General features: G+C 45.8%; 20 protein-coding genes and 1 pseudogene. 14 read left to right on the top strand and 7 right to left on the bottom strand.

Annotated elements, in window-relative coordinates; genetic code table 11:
• From ACFPYJ_RS02320 to ACFPYJ_RS02300, 5 genes and pseudogenes are all read left to right on the top strand, one after another.
• The coding region (locus tag ACFPYJ_RS02320) for an alkaline phosphatase D family protein (protein WP_379186434.1) at window positions 1-1,187 on the top strand (1,187 nt) is incomplete at its 5' end.
• Between the two features lie 104 nt (window positions 1,188-1,291).
• A complete protein-coding gene (locus ACFPYJ_RS02315) occupies window positions 1,292-1,510 on the top strand; it encodes a twin-arginine translocase TatA/TatE family subunit (protein WP_379186433.1) in 219 nt (72 codons plus the stop codon).
• Between the two features lies 1 nt (window position 1,511).
• Window positions 1,512-2,243 (top strand): annotated as a pseudogene (gene tatC, locus ACFPYJ_RS02310) (twin-arginine translocase subunit TatC).
• A gap of 231 nt (window positions 2,244-2,474) precedes the next feature.
• Window positions 2,475-4,124 carry a calcineurin-like phosphoesterase C-terminal domain-containing protein gene (locus tag ACFPYJ_RS02305; protein WP_379186432.1) on the top strand — a complete coding sequence of 550 codons (1,650 nt, stop codon included), beginning with the start codon at window positions 2,475-2,477 and terminating at the stop codon, window positions 4,122-4,124.
• 684 nt (window positions 4,125-4,808) lie between these two features.
• Window positions 4,809-5,876 carry a Gfo/Idh/MocA family protein gene (locus ACFPYJ_RS02300; protein ID WP_379186431.1) on the top strand — a complete coding sequence of 356 codons (1,068 nt, stop codon included), beginning with the start codon at window positions 4,809-4,811 and terminating at the stop codon, window positions 5,874-5,876.
• 656 nt (window positions 5,877-6,532) lie between these two features.
• On the opposite strand, the gene ACFPYJ_RS02295 is transcribed toward ACFPYJ_RS02300, so the two are convergent.
• Complete coding sequence (locus tag ACFPYJ_RS02295) at window positions 6,533-6,970, bottom strand: type II toxin-antitoxin system VapC family toxin (RefSeq protein WP_379186430.1); 438 nt, start codon at window positions 6,968-6,970, stop codon at window positions 6,533-6,535.
• Complete coding sequence (locus ACFPYJ_RS02290) at window positions 6,967-7,218, bottom strand: AbrB/MazE/SpoVT family DNA-binding domain-containing protein (RefSeq protein WP_379186429.1); 252 nt, start codon at window positions 7,216-7,218, stop codon at window positions 6,967-6,969. The genes ACFPYJ_RS02295 and ACFPYJ_RS02290 overlap by 4 nt, the downstream gene beginning before the upstream one ends.
• A 163-nt stretch (window positions 7,219-7,381) precedes the next feature.
• Here ACFPYJ_RS02290 and ACFPYJ_RS02285 point away from each other — a divergent pair, with 163 nt between their 5' ends.
• On the top strand, window positions 7,382-8,473 hold the full coding sequence (locus ACFPYJ_RS02285) for a tyrosine-type recombinase/integrase (protein WP_379186428.1): 1,092 nt from the start codon (window positions 7,382-7,384) through the stop codon (window positions 8,471-8,473).
• Between the two features lie 703 nt (window positions 8,474-9,176).
• Here the strand turns inward: ACFPYJ_RS02285 and ACFPYJ_RS02280 are convergent.
• A complete protein-coding gene (locus tag ACFPYJ_RS02280) occupies window positions 9,177-9,485 on the bottom strand; it encodes a ParA family protein (RefSeq protein ID WP_379186436.1) in 309 nt (102 codons plus the stop codon).
• 356 nt (window positions 9,486-9,841) lie between these two features.
• On the opposite strand from ACFPYJ_RS02280, the gene ACFPYJ_RS02275 reads away from it, so the two are divergent.
• The 8 genes from ACFPYJ_RS02275 to ACFPYJ_RS02240 all read left to right on the top strand — a co-directional run bounded on the left by ACFPYJ_RS02275 (window position 9,842) and on the right by ACFPYJ_RS02240 (window position 17,338).
• Window positions 9,842-10,597: a TerC family protein gene (locus tag ACFPYJ_RS02275; RefSeq protein ID WP_379186427.1), complete on the top strand. Its 756-nt coding sequence runs from the start codon at window positions 9,842-9,844 to the stop codon at window positions 10,595-10,597.
• Window positions 10,598-10,796: 199 nt separating this feature from the next.
• Entirely contained in the window at window positions 10,797-11,489 is a 693-nt protein-coding gene (locus ACFPYJ_RS02270; protein ID WP_379186426.1) for a response regulator, read from the top strand.
• Window positions 11,486-12,559 (top strand): HAMP domain-containing sensor histidine kinase, encoded by a 1,074-nt coding sequence (locus ACFPYJ_RS02265; RefSeq protein WP_379186425.1) that lies wholly within the window; start codon window positions 11,486-11,488, stop codon window positions 12,557-12,559. The genes ACFPYJ_RS02270 and ACFPYJ_RS02265 overlap by 4 nt, the downstream gene beginning before the upstream one ends.
• A gap of 80 nt (window positions 12,560-12,639) precedes the next feature.
• Complete coding sequence (locus ACFPYJ_RS02260; protein ID WP_379186424.1) at window positions 12,640-13,593, top strand: F510_1955 family glycosylhydrolase; 954 nt, start codon at window positions 12,640-12,642, stop codon at window positions 13,591-13,593.
• Window positions 13,594-13,643: 50 nt separating this feature from the next.
• Window positions 13,644-14,249 (top strand): YdhK family protein, encoded by a 606-nt coding sequence (locus ACFPYJ_RS02255; protein WP_379186435.1) that lies wholly within the window; start codon window positions 13,644-13,646, stop codon window positions 14,247-14,249.
• 171 nt (window positions 14,250-14,420) lie between these two features.
• Complete coding sequence (locus tag ACFPYJ_RS02250; protein ID WP_379186423.1) at window positions 14,421-14,750, top strand: four-helix bundle copper-binding protein; 330 nt, start codon at window positions 14,421-14,423, stop codon at window positions 14,748-14,750.
• Between the two features lie 921 nt (window positions 14,751-15,671).
• Window positions 15,672-15,884, top strand: coding sequence for a hypothetical protein (locus ACFPYJ_RS02245; RefSeq protein ID WP_379186422.1), 213 nt, complete (start codon window positions 15,672-15,674; stop codon window positions 15,882-15,884).
• 1,319 nt (window positions 15,885-17,203) lie between these two features.
• Window positions 17,204-17,338, top strand: a complete 135-nt coding sequence (locus ACFPYJ_RS02240; RefSeq protein WP_379186421.1) for a hypothetical protein — start codon at window positions 17,204-17,206, stop codon at window positions 17,336-17,338.
• Window positions 17,339-17,855: 517 nt separating this feature from the next.
• Here ACFPYJ_RS02240 and ACFPYJ_RS02235 read toward each other — a convergent pair.
• The 4 genes from ACFPYJ_RS02235 to ACFPYJ_RS02220 all read right to left on the bottom strand — a co-directional run bounded on the left by ACFPYJ_RS02235 (window position 17,856) and on the right by ACFPYJ_RS02220 (window position 20,598).
• A complete protein-coding gene (locus tag ACFPYJ_RS02235) occupies window positions 17,856-18,290 on the bottom strand; it encodes a protein-tyrosine phosphatase family protein (protein ID WP_379186420.1) in 435 nt (144 codons plus the stop codon).
• Between the two features lie 61 nt (window positions 18,291-18,351).
• A complete protein-coding gene (locus tag ACFPYJ_RS02230) occupies window positions 18,352-18,831 on the bottom strand; it encodes an ArsI/CadI family heavy metal resistance metalloenzyme (RefSeq protein ID WP_379186419.1) in 480 nt (159 codons plus the stop codon).
• Between the two features lie 2 nt (window positions 18,832-18,833).
• Complete coding sequence (gene arsC, locus ACFPYJ_RS02225; protein WP_379186418.1) at window positions 18,834-19,256, bottom strand: arsenate reductase (thioredoxin); 423 nt, start codon at window positions 19,254-19,256, stop codon at window positions 18,834-18,836.
• A 49-nt stretch (window positions 19,257-19,305) separates the two neighbouring features.
• A complete protein-coding gene (locus ACFPYJ_RS02220; RefSeq protein WP_379186417.1) occupies window positions 19,306-20,598 on the bottom strand; it encodes an arsenic transporter in 1,293 nt (430 codons plus the stop codon).
• Between the last annotated feature and the right edge of the window lie 122 nt (window positions 20,599-20,720).

Here is a 20,720-nt window from a genome sequence, read left to right as displayed (position 1 = left end):
GTTCGGAAATGAGTCCCGTAGGCCGGACGAAAACGCTGCCTGCATTCGGATCGCACGTATCGAAAATGTCGTTTGCTTTTGCTTCCTGTCAAAACTACCCTGCGGGCTACTTTACCCCTTACCGACACATGGCCGAGGAGGATTTGGATCTGGTTTTTCATCTAGGCGATTACATCTATGAAAGTGGCGTATCTGCCACTAGTATCCGGCCTCACAACAGTCCCGAGATTAAGACACTCGACGATTACCGCAACCGCTACGCGCTGTACAAAAGCGACAGCGATCTGCAACTTGCTCACGCCAAGTTCCCATTCGTGGTTACGATGGACGACCATGAAGTCGAGAACGACCATGCCGGTCTCGTCCCGGAAGACGGTCAGCCGGTCGAGCCGTTCCTGGCCCGCAAGGCGGCGGCATTCCAGGCTTATTATGAAAATATGCCTTTAAGAAGTTCTTCTTTGCCGAGTGGGTTCAATATGCAGCTCTACAGACGTTTTAATTATGGCAATCTGGCGAATGTCCATGTCCTCGATACCCGCCAGTTCCGCGGCGTTCAGGTGAACAACGGCGGAGGCAGTCCCCGGACTCCCGAATCTACAAGCGTCGACCGGTCGATTATGGGTGAAGAGCAGGAACAGTGGCTGCTTTCGGGACTCTATCAATCGCAAGCGCATTGGAATATTATTCCCCAGCAGGTATTTTTCTGCCAGAGAGACGTCCGGATAGGAGACGAAAAAATATACGGCATGGATGCATGGGACGGCTACTCGGCCAATCGCGACCGGATTCTGAACTTCGCCAAGGAACGAGGCCTTTCCAATCTTCTTGTCCTAACAGGCGATGTGCATTGGAACTGGGCAAATGAGATAAAAGCGGATTTCAACAATCCTGATTCCGAGATCCTTGGCGCAGAGTTTGTCGGCACCTCCATCACATCGGGAGGAGACGGTTATGATATTAACGACACACAAAAAGCCATTATAGCCGAAAACCCGCATCTCAAATTCTTTAACTCACAACGCGGTTATGTACGATGCACTTTAACGCCTGAGAGCGTTCAGGCGGATTATCGGGTCGTACCGTATGTAAGCCGTCCCGGTGCGCCGATAAGCACGCGAGCTTCCTTCCTGATGGAAAAGGGCAAACCGGGATTACAGAAAACTTACGACGGTGCGGTCACCGTGTAAGGAACGTACCGGATTTAAGCTCAGCCTATAAGAAAACCATCAGCCACGGCATCCGAAAGCCGTGGCTGGTCCTACACTACATTATTTTGAGGAGATGAATGGTAATGCCGTTTGGAAATATTGGAATTGGCGGTCTTGTCTTGATACTGATTATTGCGCTTGTTATATTTGGCCCTGCCAAGCTTCCTGAACTTGGACGAGCATTCGGCAAAACGCTAAGCGAGTTTAAGGGCGCTACGCGCGGACTCGTTAACGGCGATACGGAGGATGAGAAGAAGAGCGATGCGGAGTCTTCGAAGTCGTCTGTAGAGGTTAACAAGTAGCATGAGTTCGGACAGCAATACACAGATGAATATAGTGGAACACCTTGAAGAGGTGCGGAAGCGGCTCATTCGAACCTTGCTCGCGTTTCTTGTTGCGATGGTCGCCTCTTTCATCTATGTGCAGGATATCTATTAATGGCTCGTTCGCGGAATGGATAAGAAGTTAGTTATTCTTGGACCGTCTGATGTGATGTGGGTATATTTTATGATCGCGGGCGTTTTTGCGCTTGCGGTCACCACCCCGGTAGCCGCTTATCATATTTGGAAGTTTTTGCAGCCCGCTCTTTCCGAGCAAGCCCGGCGGGTCACCCTCTTGTTCATTCCAGGAATGACGGTACTGTTCCTGATGGGCATTAGCTTCGGCTATCTCATTCTGTTTCCGATGGTGCTCTCCTTTATGAACCAGATGGCTGCGGCCGATTTTAATGCGATGTATACAGCGGAGAAGTATTTTACGTTTATGATTCATATGACCGTGCCGTTCGGTTTGCTGTTTGAAATGCCTGCGGTCGTTATGTTTCTGACCCGTCTTGGCATTCTGAATCCTCACCGCCTTGCAAAAGCGCGCAAGCTCGCTTATTTCTTGCTCGTTATCATCGCAGTCACGATTACGCCTCCGGATATTTTATCCGATCTGGTTGTAACCGTACCTCTGTTCTTGCTGTACGAAATCAGCATCGCGATATCAAAGGTCGTGTACCGGAAACAGCTGAAGCTTCAGAACGAGCAGTGAATGGCTAACCAATAGCTCGAGCACAAGATTTCCGTGGAGTCGAGTTCGGGAAGCCCCTATCCGCTGCCCCGCCAACAAAACCAAGCTCGTCGCGCCATTATCATCCCTGAACTTATCAAAATCGAAAACTATAAAGTTAGAATTTACTAATTTTTATTCCTTGTGCTTATCTTCCCTTTACAAATTAATTATACCATTTGAATGTATTTCCAATGAGAGAGGATGAAAGTAATGTTTAAGAAATCAATTGCTTTGCTTATGACCATGAGCCTGATAAGTGTGCCCATGATAGCCTATGCAGAGCAAGCAAACCAAGTGAAAGCGCCGGCAATCGGCGGCGGGAATACCGCCAAAGGGATCGTCTATGACGACAAAAATAAGAACCTCGAGCAAGACAAGGGCGAACCCGGCATAGCCGGTGTGTTGGTGTCAAACGGACGCGACGTGGTGAAAACAAATGCGCAAGGGCGCTACGAGCTGAGCGTGAGCGACGAATCCATCATTTTCATCACCAAGCCGTCCGGCTACATAGTCCCGGTTAATGATGTCAACCTTCCGCAGTTCTACTACTTGCACCACCCGAACGGCTCGCCGGTCCAGACGAAGTTCCCCGGCATCAAGCCGACAGGATCTCTTCCGGAGTCGGTGGACTTTCCGTTGTTTAAGCAGAAGGAATCCAACAAATTCGACGTCGTCGTTTTCGCCGATCCGCAAACCAGCAACGATCAGCAGCTTGACTACTTGCGCGACGACGTAGTGTCCGAGCTCGTTGGATCAGAGGCCGCCTTCGGCATTACCGTTGGCGACGTTGCCAACGACAACCTCTCGATTTATCCGCGCAATAACGAAATCATGTCGACAATCGGCATTCCGTGGTTCAATCTGCCAGGAAATCACGACATGAACTACGATGTGGCGGATGATACCTACGCTACTGAGACCTTTAAAAGCGTTTACGGCCCAACTTACTATTCTTTTGACTACGGTCAAGTCCATTTCGTGACGCTGGACAACGTCGAATATTATGGCCAGCAGGCCGATGGCAAAAACGGCGATTACCGTGGCGATATCACCGCGCCGCAGCTGGAGTGGCTCAAGAACGACTTGGCTAATGTTCCCAAGAATAAGCTGATTGTCATTGCCAGCCACATTCCTCTGAGGACCGACGCCGACAATACCGATGAAGGCATCAACACCGCCAACCTGAAAGAACTCTTCTCGCTGCTTGAGGGGCGTGAGCATCTTTTCAGCATGTCCGGGCACGATACGAGCAACAGCTGGAATATGTACATGGGAGAGGAAGCAGGCTGGACCGGTAAAGAACCGTTCCATCATCAGGTTCTCGCGGAGGTGCGCGGAGGCAGCTGGCGCGGTCCTTTGGACTCGCGCGGCATTCCGGCTGCCGATACGGCTGACGGAACCCCGAATGGCTACTACATCTTCAGTTTCGATGGCAACGAGTTCACCTCCCGTTTCAAAGCTGCAAGCCTTCCGGCAGAATTCCAGGCGCGCATCAGCTTCGATGCGCCGGGAACCGAGGGCGCACGCTTGTACCCAAGCAAATGGCAGGGAGAGAAGCCTCAGATCGTCGCCAATGTATTTGACGGCGGCGAGCGTCATCAAGTAGAGGTCAGCTTTGACGGCGGCGAGTATGCCGATATGACGCACACGCTGCGCACAGATCCTTATATGGAGGCGCAGTGGGCACAGTATGCCGGAACACCAGAGCAGCCTGACCGTCCTGCGGTATCCTCGCACATCTGGACGACCGAAATACCTGCAGGTCTCGCCCCGGGTGCACATACCGTAACAGTCAAAGTTACCGATCCCTTCGGGCATGTAAACAAAACGTCCCGTGTCTTTGAGATCGCTGCCGACTGACGAAAACAGCCCGAACGCAGACGCATTGATTTGCGCTGCGACGTGTCTTCCGGTTAGCTAGATCATAAAAAATGAGGTCGCCAGATATACAGGCGGACCTCATTTTTTATGACTGCCATGAATGCGATGAAGCTCTCGTTAAAACGAACAGATGAAGAGCATCACAAATGACGCAAGTTTTTCGTCTGGGAAAGGTCAATTGATATATAGAGGTCCTTTTTTACCGTACTTTTACCTTTTCTGTGGTATCCTAAACTTATTATTCAACGTTCGGCGGTGAAACTAGGTGAACATTCTTCTTGCTGAAGATGATAAAAAACTGGGGAAATTAGTGAAATATGTGCTGGAGAAGAAAGGCGGTTACCATGTCGATTGGGTAGTGAAAAGGTGTAACAAGCCTTTTCCTGTAACTAAGTAAGTAAGAAGGAGGGCAGCAATGTTCCACCAAATTCGTCTGTTGAAGGCGGACTATATTTTGATATATTCTGCTATACGAACCCAGAGGCAATGAAACATTTGTATGAAGAATTCCTATCGAAAGGTGTGGAAATCGTCAATGGACCTCACTGGTCTGGAGTACGCAATTCTTTGATGCTATTCTGAAAAAAGGCATGCTAAGATACTTACTATCAGTCTCCAGGTGAAAGAAGTCCTGACAGGCTGTTTGATGACGGAGGTAAGCGAATGGAGCCCAAAAAATCATTGTTAGTCGGAACGAAATGGGGAGAAACGCATGCTAAAGCTTATCGCCTTTGTCGAGATATACGACTTGTCGGTATATGCGGACATTCCAATGCAGAGCAGTTGGAGGCTATGCGCAAGGAATATAACATCCCTTACGCATCATTCAATTTGGCAGAACTAATCGAGTTAACACGGCCAGATGTCATTGATGTCGCGTGCAATCCCCATTACCGCCTGGAAGCTGTTCAGATCGCGGTAAATTTTGATTACGTAAAGTTGATTAATCTTGAAAAACCGGTTTCGTTGACGCCACAAGACGCTTATGAAATCGAAAGATTATGTCGTGAGCATAACAAGCTTTTAACCGTCAATCACCAGAAGAAGCGTTTACCCGCTTGGTGCAAAGCAAAGGCCATAATCGAATCAGGAGAGATTGGAATCGTCGAGTTTTTTCGGGCGAGCTGCCAAGGCAATATACTTGAACAAGGAACACATTTAATGGATATGGTGATGTTCTTCAATGGTTATCCTTCAATTCGATGGGTGTCGGGGCAAGTGGAAGAGCTTGAAGGTATGAATAAATCGGCAGGAGCGGCCCCTGATTCAGCCGTCGCCCAGATCTGTTTCGAGAACGATGTTCGCGCTTCATTCGAGTTCGGTTCCTGCGGGCGAGATCTTCCCGGCGAGAGCAATAAATGGTTTCGTTTCTTTGTCGAGGCTTACGGCTCCCGGGGGAAAATTCGGATAGGACTTAACTCAAATCTGGAAACATTCATCTATGGAGATGATAAATTGCCCGGTAGGACCACAGTCGAGCCGTCAGAGTGGGGAGTTCATTACGTTCAAGCGATGGCAGACCATCTCGATTCGCTTTCACGGTACATCGATCAGCCAGAAAAAGGGCATATGTCTGATCTGGATAAATCTATGATGTCCTTCCAAGCGATTATGGGTGTGTACAAATCATCGTTAGACGGAGGATTCGTCCAGTTTCCGCAGAAATTCCAAGAGAACTTGGTAGATCGGTTAAGAGCAGCTTCTATCCCTTACGAGCGCAGACGGGTATAAAGAAATTGTGTTTCCAAAGCTGAACGGGCATCAGATGATCTCTATCGGGGTTTGTGTAGTAATAGAACAAAATAGGCAATAGAATTCCTTTATAGCAGCTTAGCTGTCGGTTCGCTGGTAGCTCCTAAGCCTCCTATACGAATTATAACAGGAGGCGGATAATATTATGATGAAGATGAACAAGGGATCCCGCTACGGAATGATGTAAAACCCATGTTATTCACCTCTATTCTGTAATAATGGACGGCTTGTATCCACTCTTTTACGATCTAGCGCCATTTGCTGCTCTTTAGTAAAGGTGACTCGTAGTTTGGATAGTCCCGTATGTTAAAAATTTACTGAAGAGGTATTAACGATGGATGATCAACACAGGGGTCCTCTGAAAAAACTATGTTAGCAGGAGTTCAGGACACAAAGTTCCCATTATAAATACTTAATAAAGAAGAATTACAACTTTCAACTAACGGAGAACAGATAGTTAAGCAGCGCTAATGTAAAAACAGGTCACTTTATGGTAAATGCTGCCGTCGAGTGACCTGTTTTTACACGTATGTCGGCTGTACCCGAATTAGGGTATATTCCGATTTATCAAGTTGGCACTTGGTGACAGCTTCGCTGGTACTACCCCATTTAGCAGGGCCAGCCTTTGTTCTAATTTATAATTGATCTAAACCTTTACATGGTATTTCCTCCACTTGTTCCAATCGAAGATCATTTGTAACAAAAACATCCGCTTGTGCAATGATGGCGGATGCGATCACAAGCGCATCCGGTGTTTTCATTCCGTATTTTCCTCGTAGAAAGGCAGCCCGTTCAGCAACCGCATTGTCAACGGGCACAACCGAAAGATTTGGGAAATGGGTGAAAAGCAGCTTGTACTGCTTCTCTAAAGCCAGGTTCCCATCCCGAATCGGTTTCACGAGGATCTCGGTCAATGAAATGGTCGAAGCAACGGCTGAATAGGCTCCTTCCTCAATTTGCTCGAGCAGCCACTTGGCTTTCTCACCAAATTCAGGATGCTGCTCAAACACATAAATAAATAAGTTCGTGTCCAACGCGATTTTCTTAAAAGAAGAGGGGGAGGAGGTGTTCACCAATTTTCTCTCTCCTTCCGAACATAATCATCGCTTGGATCATCTATCCATAATTCTTTTCCAAGTCCCCAAAGCTTGTCAGAGAATGATTTTGGTTTTGGCATCACAATGATCTCGTCACGAACCTCATCATACTGCCATAACAGTTTATCACCAACTTCCAATTTTGCTTTTACGCGTATTTCCTCAGGAATTGTAATCTGATACTTTGTCCGAATTTCGCTTTCTAATCTCATTATTTGGTCCATATCGCACCACCCTTTGCTTCATCTTACAATTATTTATTTTATCATACTAATGATGATTTAATCCAACCTTTAAACCAAAAGACAAAACACGTCACAGAATATCCCTTCTGTGCTGTCAATTGTGCTAAAATCACGATAAAAGGATAGTCAAGGAGGTCGCTAAGTGAGACAAAACACGACACGGAAGAATTTTTCGGTCTATGATCCTGAGGAGGACCGATTGACGCTTTGGAAAGAGCGCTACATGGGGATGGAAATATCAGGGGACCGGAAGCGAGAAGTCGAAAAAAAGATTGATCTGCAGCTCAATCGGTTCATTGACTTCTTTCGGGACCGGTACGGATATGAAAAAGTAACGGCTGTAGTAAAACGGGATGTTACGGCGTGGCTCGAGCAGCTGTATAGTCCTCCCGAAAAGGGAGGGGAGGGATATGCGCCGGCCACCGTGAACAATCACCAGGCTGCACTCTCACGGTTTATGAAATGGCTTCGGGTTCGTGCACCTCAACTGCTGTCGGAAGATCCCACCAAAGGGATCCGTGAGATCATGCTGCCGGACCCTAAGCCGCGGACGCTGACTTCCGAACAAATCCTGACACTTAAAAACATTTGTGACCGGCTCGAGCGGTTTCACCTCAAAAAGGACCGGCGCCGGATGAAAGGAAAAATGGAACTCAAAACACATGCGCGTCCGCGGCGCGATCGGGCGATCGTTTACGTCCTGCTTTCGACGGGGCTACGCCGAGAGGAACTGGTGAATCTGAACTTGGATCAAGTCGAACCTAGTGACCCTATGCAGCTGCGTGCAGCTCGAAGTGCAAAGATCGTCCGGATTCGCGGAAAGGGAAAAACGGAAGGAACCGAGTACTTGTCGGCCGATGCAAGGGCTGCCCTGGCTGATTATTTGGAATTTGAAAGGCATCTGGATCATGCGGAGGAAACGATTTCCTTGTTCTTAAGTGCGATAGGAACACCAGCTCGAAAAATAGATGGCCGGCTGTATCCCAGATCCATTAACCGAATCCTTGAGCAAATCGGTAAATGGCACGATGCAGAACAGAAAGATCCGGAGCGCCACATTTCACCGCTGCGTCCGCATGACTTGCGCCATACCTTTGCTAATGAATTGGCCAAACATCCGGATGTGACAGAGCAAGATTTGGAACGGCTCTTACGCCACCGAAATAAACGGTATTTAACGATTTATACGAGGCCGCCGGAAGCCACGTCTGCGGGGTTTGTCGAGAAGTTGTAGTATCAATCAGTGAACAAAGAGTATTTCTTATGAGCTGTTATAATTAAGCCCATTTATAATTAACCCCGTTGACAGAATGACGGTAAAAGATTATTTGACGGGATTCGTGACCAAGAAAAATTAAGTGACCGAGATCGTTCGCAGCCTCGTTACGCTGATATGAACGAAACTGTCAACCCACCACACCCAAATGTTTTTAATTGGTGTTTCATTGAATCAATGAATAGTTATCCCTTGTTCAACTTCCAACCAAAAATCCTACGAGTTGAACAAGGGATAACCTTAAAAACTTGGCTCGAAGGCAAAAACGTTGACGGTGGTATACAGTCTGATATTCGTGGGTTGGTTACCACATTACATTCCATCCGTCACGGAGCTGCCTCGGACTAACGACGCACGTTCAGTTCTTCGAACTTAGTGCATAGCGTAACATGAGGGTTCTCCTTCCCGGGGGTTTGCCTCCGAGCCAATTCTTCAATTACAAATAGGTCTGAGATACGATCATTTCATACATAAGTTTACTTTCATTTCGTTAAGCAACATTTGATTCACTTCTTTGTTTATTCTCAATGGTACAACCGATAGCCCAAATAAATCCTAGCAATTCTCTAGCGACAGCAACAACAGCTACTTTTCCTCCTTCTGCTCTTGTTTAATTATTTGTGACCAAAAAATGTCAAACACGTAAACGTATACCTATACATCAACGTTTACGTTTACTGAAGTATTCTTCTAATGCCTCATTTATTACCCTTGTCTTTTCACCTCGAGCCCCGTCGCTCTCCTGTTCGATTAACTCAACAAATCTTTCCGTACCCAGAACGTTTGTCGCGCATGTATACATAGCAACGACATAGTTCGCTGCGGCCAGTGCATTGACAGTCTGTTCACCAAGTGCCGGTGGTGTATCAATAATGATGTAATCGTAGTTTTCCTGCACCGTCTCCAGTGTCTCCATCAACACGAGCGACATGTTTCCACGATTATGTCTTTTCGTACTACAGAGGTGGATATCTACGTAACCGTGAACGTGAAATTACTCAAAAAATACAATCATGCTTCCGTTTGAGACATTTCGGGCATTGTTCGTAAATACAGCCCCCACAGAGATAAGGTGACCAAAAAAGCCCCTATTCACGGGGCTGGAGAAAATAGGTATTATTGAGCTAACGGGCAGCATAGTTTATGATCATGTTCGGAGAACCGTTATTATAAGTAACGGCAAGTATTTGCCGGGACAGCTTGCTGGGCGCGGGAGTACCCATCGAAGATAGATTAGGTATACTAGTGGTTGGGCAAGGAAATGTCATTACATTCGTATTTGCTGAGTGCTTATACTTGCCAAGATCAAAGAGAGGGGCATTCAAGTTGGATTCACTTTGGCTGGAGTATGCGTGGGCATTACTAATTCTTATTGGGTTGGAAGGTTTGCTGTCGGCTGACAATGCGCTCGTGTTAGCGGTTATCGCGAAAAATTTACCGGACGAGCAGAAGAAAAAGGCGATCAATTACGGGATCATTATGGCATTTGCTTTTCGTTTTGTCGCTCTTTTTGCGATTTCCTTTATTGCGAATGTCTGGCAGGTTCAGGCGATTGGCGCAGCCTATCTTCTATACCTAGGTTTAAAGCACATCATCCAAGCGCGATTCGGTAAAAAGAATAAGAGTGCTCACAAGGACGAAAAACAAGAAGCCGCAGGAAAAGGCTTTTGGCCTACTGTAGGAAAGATTGCTTTGGCAGATCTCGCTTTTGCGATTGATTCCATTCTCGCCGCGGTAGCGCTCGCACTCGGACTGCCCGATTCGCCGCTCGACGAGTTCGGCGGTATGGACGGGGGTCAATTTATTGTAGTGGTGCTTGGCGGAATTGCCGGTTTGGTCTTAATCAAATATGCAGCTACTTGGTTTGTAAAGCTGCTTGGACAACGTCCGGCTCTTGAGACAACGGCTTATGCGATCGTTGCCTGGGTTGGGGTAAAGCTTGCTGTTATTACACTTGCCCATGAGGATATTGGGGTCTTGGATCACCATTTTCCTCATAGTACGGGTTGGACTATAGTCTTCTATGTTGTCTTGGTTGCGGTTGCCCTTCTTGGTTGGTTTGCACCCAGCAACAAACCATGATCTTTCTTATGATGGTATATGCTTGTTATCGATGGTGGAATTCAATGAAAGTACTCCCTAAAAATAAAGAGACGGATGATAAATAAAACGGAAAGGGAGACTGTCGGTCACCCTTTTATTTCTATATTTCATGAAATCTACATGATTTCTACATAAGTTGTGGGTAGAGTTAGACTACAGATGTACTTGGAGGATGGTCATGAAAACCATATTGGTAGTCGATGATGAAGCAAAGATTCGGGATGTCGTTGTATCCTACCTGAAAAAAGAAGAATTTCAAACCTTGGAAGCAGCAACGGGTAGCGACGCGATTCGGATCGTGCAAAACCAGGCGATTGATTTTGTCATTCTGGATCTCATGCTCCCGGACATGGAGGGTGAACGGGTATGCCAATCCATTCGTCAAATCCATTCCGTCCCGATTCTGATGCTCACGGCAAAGGTATCGGAAAACAATCGGATTAAGGGGTTATCCGTAGGGGCGGATGATTATGTCACCAAACCTTTCGATCCACGGGAGGTGGTGGCTCGGGTCCGGGCCATCTTGCGGCGTACCGACGACCATCATTTACTTGCCGATCGCTTGGCTTTCAATGATGAACATCTGGTTATCGATTCCTTGAAGCAGCATGTGTACGCGGGCGGGCAGCTGGTGAACTTAACCCCGAATGAATATAAGCTGCTTCTTGCCCTGGCAAAATACCCTCAGCGTCATTTTACGCGGGAAGAATTAGTTGAACGCGTGCTTGGTTATGACTTTGACGGCGATATTCGCACCATCGACCAGCATGTCAAAAACATTCGGCATAAAATCGAACGTGATGCCAAATCTCCCGAATATATTGTGACGGTGTACGGGATAGGCTACCGTTTTGCAGGTGGGACCACATGAACCGGCGTCTGTACACTCGCTTGGCGCTTATCATCATCGGGATCGCTGCCGGTATTGTCCTGATTTCAACTGTCAGCGTCATTTTAACGATGCATTATCACTTCTCCATGTATCAAGCGCAGGCTTCCGGCATGATGCATGATTTTCCAGAGCTAAACTACCATTTGGAACAAGCGTTGGTGCAAACGATTATATGGACGTGTCTGGCATCCATCGGGCTTGCAGTCTTTCTTGGTTTTTATGTGGCCAAACGAATTTCAGCTCCTTTGGTGCATATGAAACGTGTGGCAGAACGTATGACAAGCGGTGATTGGAGCTCGAGAGTGGCCATTCACGGAAAAGATGAGCTCACGGATTTAGGCGCATCGTTGAATACACTGGCAGAGCAGCTGCAGCAACATGAGCAGCTGCGCGTCACTATGACAGAAGATATTGCCCATGAGCTTCGGACTCCTTTGGCCACGCTCAAAAGTCATATGCGTGCGCTGGAGGACGGAATCTGGGATCCAACACCTGAACGCATCCATTCCTGTTATGAAGAAATTGAACGATTGACGCAGCTGGTGGCCGAACTGGAAGACCTTACGCATGTGGAATCCCCCGGCTTTCAATTGAAGCGGATAGAAGCACCATTAGCGGAAGTAATCAAACGAGGCGTGGAATTGGTGTCTGCTGCCTATCGGGAAAAAAACGTGCAGCTTCGGTTTACGGTCAGCCCTCACCTACGGGTGGTTGTCGATCATCACCGCATGATTCAAATCCTCGTGAATTTGCTCAGCAACGCGTTGAAATTCACCCCGGAACAGGGGGAGGTGCGGATTGAGGGGAGAGAGGAAAACTCTTCCGTCCTTATCTTGGTACAAGACACTGGAATGGGGATCTCGCCGGAAGACTTACCATATGTGTTCGAACGGTTTTACCGGGGCGATAAATCGCGTAATCGAAGTACCGGTGGCAGCGGCCTCGGGTTAACCATTGTTAAACAGCTGGTAGCCGCTCACGATGGGTCCATTTGGGCGGAAAGTCATCAAGGGGCCACGTTTTATATCCGGCTTCCCAAGGAAAATTAGCCTTCTACACAAGATCTTCAAAAGTATGGGTTATACTTATCGTACCCGAACAAGTATGGTTTGGAAATAAGTGGGGACCCTTGAGAAGGGTCTTTTTTATAGAATCAGGAGGAACGTTTCTGAAAAAAATGATGATGTTGGCGTTGGCACTTGTACTTTCCATCGGGATTGCAGCATGCTCAGAAAAAGTGATCGAAGAACAGGGTGGTTTACCCCATGTAGATTCGGCTTTTTTGCATATTCACGGCTTGGGGTATTCCGCAGATGGAAAGCGTCTTTTGATCCCCGTACACAACGGTTTAAGTATATATACGAATGGCATGTGGAGCGAGGGTTCGGGAGAAAAGCATGACTATATGGGTTTTGCCGCGGCAGATAACGGATTTTACAGCAGCGGCCACCCGGCACCGGGTTCGCCATACAAAAACCCCTTGGGTCTTATAAAAAGCACAAATGATGGTAAAACAATTACGGTCTTGGCGCTCGAGGGAGAGGTCGATCTGCATGGCATGACCGTTGGTTATCGAACGCATACGCTTTATGTGCTAAATCCGCAGCCTAATTCCAAGATGAAACAAGCAGGGCTGTATGTCAGCCAGGATGAAGGGCAGACCTGGACAAACAGCACTTTGTCCGGAATTCACGGACAGATCACGTCGATCGCGGCACACCTTACCGAGAAATCGGTTGTCATTGTGGGTACAACAGTAGGTGTGTATTTTTCAAAGGATAACGGACAGACCTTCACTACCTTGGATACGGATCATCCGGTTTCGGCTTTAGCTTTTATGGATTCTGGCGAAGCGTTAGTTGCGACTTCCGGTCCAGATCCTTCACTTGTTAAAGTTGACGTAGAGACCAAGCAAACGGTGACGATCAAAACACCAAACAAGGATAGAATTGCGTTTATAGCCCAGAGCCCAGCCAGTCCAAAAGAACTGGCCATTGCTACAGAACAAAAAGATGTTTATATCTCGACAGATCGCGGGGTTACGTGGCGGCAAATCGCTAATAAAGGTGTTAGAAGTAAATAAAGTGCTAACTGGAACATTGGAAACAAACAAAAAGAGGAGTCTTGATGAAGATGAAAAAACAATTGGCTTTGCTCGGTGTCGCGGCAATGATTGCTTTAAGTGGCTGCGGAAAAAATTCAACTAACGAGAACCCTGTAAACAATAGTCAAAATGCAGACCATTCAGAAATGAACAATTCTGACATGGACCACTCCAGCACGGGCGAAGTTCCAAAAGGGTTAAAAGAGGCAATGAATCCAACCTATAAAGTTGGAAGTAAAGCGATGATTAAAGCAGACCACATGGGCGGGATGAACGGCGCTACAGCAACGATTGTGGGTGCTTATACAACGACAGCGTATGCCGTATCGTACACCCCAACAGTGGGTGGCGAAAGAGTGACCAATCATAAATGGGTGATTCATGAAGAAATTAAAGATGCCAGTGAAAAACCTTTTGAACCGGGAGCAGAAGTTGTCTTACAGGCAGATCATATGAAGGGGATGAATGGTGCAACGGCTACCATTGATTCAGCCGAGCAAACAACGGTGTACATGGTAGATTACACACCGACTACGGGCGGAGAAAAGGTGAAAAATCATAAATGGGTAACCGAAAGTGAGCTTTCAAGTGAGGGAGCAGACGGTAGCGGCGATATGCCGGGCATGAAGCATTAATCATGTGACCTACTTAACGATCATAAAGAGGGGGTGCCTCTGGTATGATAGGAATTGCGGATGGTCCATCATCGTTAAACTATCTGGAAAAGGGACCGTTTTTTTGTATCAACCATACCTCATTTGGGTGAAACAACAGAAGTATGACACTTTCCAAAAGGAGGTTTGACCATGTCACATGAACAGTTTCAGCATTGTATTGATGAATGTTTAAAATGTATGCAGGCATGCAATCACTGTTATGATGCTTGTTTGAATGAAGAGCACGTCGCGATGATGAAAGAGTGTATTCGACTGGATCGGGATTGTGCCGATATGTGTGCTTTTGCTGCCCAAGCGATGTCTCGTAATAGTTTGTATGCGAAAGAGCTTTGCCGGATTTGTGCCGACATTTGCGAAGCTTGTGGGAATGAGTGTAAAAAGCATGATCATGCACACTGTCAACAGTGCGCCGAAGCCTGCTTCTCCTGTGCGAAAGCTTGCAGGACTATGGCCGGTTAATTGTATAACGTGATGAAAGCAGCCTATCTCCCAAAACTTGGGGGATAGGCTGTGTTTTTATAATATAAACCACTTGGTCGTCCAAAACGCTTGGTCTTTGGTTTGAAAGAGAGCACTTGAATATGATTTTGCTAGTTTATTCGCTAGTATAGGGTGTGATTTCGCTCAGAATACCGTATATATCATAAAACAGTACAAAGAAGGGATCTTCTGTGTACTCTTTTACTTTAAGACAAGAACAAACGCCATGCGACATGCCCTTGGGCGTTCAACTATCCGATTTCCAGTTCAAGGGAGCTAAATGGTTATCATTGGCTAGTCCGACGGATTCAGCTTTGCCCTTGTACATCAAGGGTTTATTCGGTAATTTAAGCAGCGAAACTTGAGTAAGGAGTATAGCAAAGTCTTTAAATTAACGGAAACTATAGCTCAATACTAGAAGGGCTGCCGCTTGGGCGCTAACGGGCAGTGCGCGCCTAGCTAGGCACAGCTTATTGATGCAAGTTCCGGGTTGTGCCTCTGTGCATGAATAAATTACCTTTCCAGATGGCATTTTAAGGAATATTGGTTTCTGGAGGTAAATGCGTTGATCCACATAATTGCTTGGTGGTTTATCACTCGGCCGTTCCGTAGTTGGGCGCACAAGCGGGTAGAGGGTGTCAGCCATTCGGTTTTTGGACAGGAATATATTGTAATGCGCCAAGATGACTATCTAAAGTTAAAAAAACAAAAGGAATAAACTTGCTCCTGAGCGTCCCATGCGGACGCTCATTTTTGTATGCACCACTCCTGGGCTCTTTATCGGCCTTGGCCTCCTCCCCTATAACTGTGACTGCAGCAGGTAAGGAGTGGTTCGCAGGCGCATGCGGCAAGCGTTAATAATTATTGCGTTCATTTTCTCATCTGAAAGGAGATGCTTATATGGCCAATCAAAACAAAGAAGCCGCCGCGGGAACGACGGCCTTCAATGGTGAATTCGACCTGGACGTTATCGACCTTGATTGTCCCGCCTTCTTCCAAATTTATTACTTGGCGGCTTTGGTTGTCGTGATTAAAGAGGAGGCCGCTGCAAGAGCGACAGCTTCCAAGAACTACGATGTTTATGGGCCAACACTATATAGATCTGACAACTAACTTCCGTATTTCTCGACAAAAATTCTTTTTCGTCCGATCTTTTAATGCTTTCTAGATATTCCGGCAAATAGTTTTTAATATGCTCGATACCTTTAATGGCAAAGCTTAGATCGCAAACGCTAAAAAAAGTTGGAATGACATCATTTGGTCAATTTCAAATTCTCTGTCATTGTACGCGTCAATTCTACGTAAGTAGGGATTTAGTCCATCAAACACATAAACTTCGGCATTATTCCTACGATTCCTACCCAATATGGCACCATGATAATTCAAGGTGGAAGAAGAACATGTTATTCTCCCGCATGAGATCGATGATCGGCTTAATTTCATCAAGTTTCATTTGAAAGAAGTTGAGTTGAATTGATAAATCTGCACAATTTACATTCTAGCAGAGAGAGGCTCATGTAACATCGCAAAAAAAACAAAAAGCCGCTACCGAACATAGAACCGGCAGGTGGCTTTAGTGTAGTACATATCATTTATTTTTACAGCTATGTCATTAACTTCTTGAATGAGGCCGCCATAATCCGCAATACTACCATCATTTATATATTTAACTATTACCGGTAGATCACCCAGTATAGCGACTATTAAGCTGGGAATCAGTTACGAGCTGCTTTCCTGGCGGTCCTGGTCTAGTCATGCTTCTATTTCCCTCCATGTGACAATATTCGTCAAAATAAAGGGAAATCCTTTTATTGTTACTCAAGCACCCTTCGGGGTGCTACACCGAGAAATTGATACTCAAACAAGTTTTATATCTTGCGCTTGGTTATCCGTTCAGCATGGGGTGTTTAATACAATGAGGAATATGTGATGGTCCATTACTATCAATTGCATTGCTTTTCCGTTCGTCATTTTGCATCACAAAAGACCGGCTCTGGCTGTCCTTGTCTTTGTCTTCTTCACCTTGGTATTCAGCCTTCCAATTAGACGTTATATTTAATAAGAAATCTTAGCTATTTCAGATAACGGCATAATCATCCATAATTTTTTGAGCCTTCGTCGTGTGAAATCTGAGTTCCACTCGCTATCTCCATCATTCCGATATATGTACTTCATCCATATTGGCAAAAATCACGCTGCACTTAAAAATGATCGGCGCAACCTACTTAGAAGCAAAGCCATGAACTCATCTGCATAGCTCTCGTTCTCTGATCTCCCTGGAAATTTTCCTCAAATAATAACATCAAAGCAGGCTCAACAGCTTCTTTGGTTCATTACCAGGAACAATATCTTTCGTGCTATTCAAAAGAATGCATATATTCTTTTCAATGGAACACATTAATTATAGAATTAATTTCAAATGGAGGAGAACTATGAAGATTATCTTATTAGCGATTCTTGTCACATTTCTTTTAAGTGCATGCAACTACAAACCGGTAAAAGAACATAATGAGCAAATAAAGAAAGAAGTTGAACAAGGTAAGCAACAAAAAACTCCTTCGCAATAAACCATTACTTTAGATGGCCCAGTACCAGCGTAGCTGCCACCGGGGGCAAAGTAGATGTAAGTGACTACCAATGATTGTTCCGGTTTTAGTTAGTAGCGGTACATTAGCCCTCAATTTAGCTACCATGGCCACCGATCAAGATGTGAAATTCGTCAATGTACCGTTGCCATAAAGAAAATCGGAACTTTGGTGCGGCCGACAAAACGCGGAAAACGTACGCTAAGGAGATTCGCGGCCCAATTTTTTACGAAACATGCGCTAAAGCTTTTATAGGGGCTTGATACGCGTAATTTATTACTCTAAGGAACCAGCGAATCTGATATAAACCACAAAGTAGTTACCAGCCGTTTCCATACGTTTGCACTTTGTGACAGCTACGCTGGTACTACCCCATTTAGCGAAGCATCTCTTTAAATCCGTTGAGACTGTAAAGAAGCAAATCAAGCAAATAAAAATCAAAATAAAGGGTTAGCCGCATTTAACGGCTAACCCTTTTGTTTTTTGGCACATAATAATATTACTTGATATATAACTTCTTCAAAGCCTCTCGTTGAGGCTCTCGAATACTAATGATCGGACGGATGCTCTTAGCCTTCAGTTCTGCTTCTTCAATCGTTTGAGCTAATCCGAGCTCAATTAAAGTTCCAATTGCAACGGCACCGGTTCTTCCTTTCCCCCCACCGCAATGAAAACCAACCTTTTTACCACTCTTATAAGCATCAATGACATGTTTAATTGCTTGCTCGAACAATTCGGCTTGTGGCGTTTCGGAATTATCTCCGATGGGAATTTGAATCCTTGTTACATGTTCATTTAATTCGATGCTCTGCGAAGCTTCTTCGCGTAAATCAACGATAACTTCACACTTCGCTTCTGATATCATATCTTGAACGTCGGCAGCTCCGCCCATATAAATTTGATCGCCAACTAGGGCATGATAATTTTTAGACATCGAATTTGATCCCCTTTAAGTTATTGCATAGCAAGAACTGTTTCGTAAGCAAAATCAAGGTTTATAAAATAGTTTTTTTGAAGGATGTGAATGGAACAGATACCGGTGCAGATGGTGGAGCGCAGCACAGGGAAAGATCTTTGGTTTCACCAGCAGATTCGAATTCGGAATCTTCTTTGGTGTAAAAAATCTCCCACGCATTGCCGTCCGGATCGTAAACCCACACTTTATCTTGAACAGCATAACAGCAGGTCGTGTTCATTTCATCAATAAGCAGCAGATCAGCTTGACGCAAACGTTCGCCCATGGCAAGAACCTCTTCGGTGTTGTCTACCTGGAAGCCAAGATGGTTGAGAACGCCATTCTTCTCGAAATGACGAACATTCAACGAGAAGTGTAAGGCAGGGTTATCTAGTTCAAACTTCGCGTAATTGTCCTTTGCCTTCGTCGGTTCAGCGTTAAAGAAGCTGCGGTAAAATGCCAGGGATTTCTCAAGATCTGAGCAGTTGACCGCAACGTGCATGCGTTTGATAGCTGCCATTATTACTCGCCATCCTTTAAGAATGCTTCTATACGAGCCTTAATCGCATCTCTAACGGTGCGGAACTGAGTCATGATTTCTTCTTCGGTACCCGTAGCTTTTGCTGGATCATCGAAGCCCCAATGCCATTTGATCACATTTGGATTGGAGATAACAGGGCAATGTTCGTCGGCATGTCCACATAAGGTGATCACATAAGTCGCACGATTTAGAATCTCAGGGTCAATCACATTAGATGAATTGTTTGAAATATCCACGCCAGCTTCTTTCATGACTTGGACGGCGCGGGGATTAAGGCCATGCGCTTCTAAACCTGCGCTTTTCACCTCGTAACGATCTCCACCAAGTGCGTTCATGAATCCGTCTGCGATTTGACTGCGGCAAGAATTACCTGTACACAAGAAGTAAATGAGTTTCTTTTCCATGTTTGTTGATCTCCTTTTGGATAAGGTTTAGTTTAGGTTGATAGATAGATTAACTAATAACTTTGAGCCATAAATAAAGGCCAGTAAGCGTAATAAACAAGACGGGTATCGTCAGTACAATACCGGTTTTGAAGTAAGCGCCCCACGTGATCTTCACGCCTTTACGGGAGAGAACGTGCAGCCAGAGCAGGGTGGCCAAAGAGCCAATCGGGGTTATCTTAGGTCCAAGATCGGAGCCGATCACATTGGCATATACGAAAGCTTCACGCAGTGCACCAGTTGGGTTCGTGCCATGAATAGCGAGTGCATCAATCATTACCGTTGGCATGTTATTCATGATGGATGAAAGGATCGCTGCGATAAACCCGGCACCGATTGTGGCAGCGAACAGGCCTTGATCGCCAACCCACTGAAAGACTTTTCCGAGTTCATCGGTGAGTCCCACATTTCGAAGCCCATAAACGACGACATACATCCCGATAGAGAAGACAACAACAGCCCAGGGAGCTTCTTTAACGATTTTCCCTGTGTGGATTTCAGGGCTGCGTCTAGCAATGATGATGAAAGCAATGGCTGCAATGCCAGCTATGATCGATACAGGAACCTTGATATATTCACTGGTCAAGTAAGCGACCAATAGAACGGAAAGAATGAGCCATGAAACTTTAAAGAGATAGGGATTTTTTATGGCATCTTTTGGCGTTTTTAATTGGCTCAAGTCATACTGCTTCGGAATACTGCGTCTGAAGAATAGATAAAGGACCAACAAACTTGCTCCTACAGAGAAGAAAGTGGGAACAACCATCCGGCTGGCATATTCAACAAACCCAATATCAAAGAAGTCGGAAGAAACAATGTTAACGAGATTACTTACGACAAGTGGAAGAGAGGCCGTATCCGAAATAAATCCACTGGCGATGACAAACGGTAATATCATTCGCTCGTCAAATTTCAAGGCTCTAACCATCGCAAGAACGATTGGCGTTAAGATGAGCGCTGCGCCATCATTAGCAAAGAAAGCAGCCACAGCAGCGCCTAACAAGATGACATAGACGAACATCAATGTACCATTTCCTCTAGCAAAACGTGCCATGTGCAAAGCGGCCCATTCGAAAAAACCGATTTCATCCAAGATAAGCGATATTAAGATGACTGCGACAAAGGCGAGTGTGGCATTCCATACAATTAGGGTGACATCCCATACATCAGTAAAACTAACGACTCCGGCAATTAAAGCTAAGACGGCTCCGCCGCTTGCGGACCAGCCGATATTTAATCCTTTTGGCTGCCAAATCACAAAAACTAAGGTGACTAAGAAAATAAGGGACGCGACAACGAGCATAAATCCTCCTAATAAATAATTAATTACAGCTTTCCGTAAGAGCTGCTTCGAGTTGATTTTTCATGGATGGAAGTTGGTCCAAAATACCCTGAAGATAAGGCTTATCCTGCACATTCAATGAA

Source organism: Paenibacillus solisilvae (assembly GCF_042656405.1).
Taxonomy (GTDB): domain Bacteria; phylum Bacillota; class Bacilli; order Paenibacillales; family Paenibacillaceae; genus Paenibacillus_Z; species Paenibacillus_Z solisilvae.
This window is presented reverse-complemented; position numbering and strand designations above follow the sequence as displayed.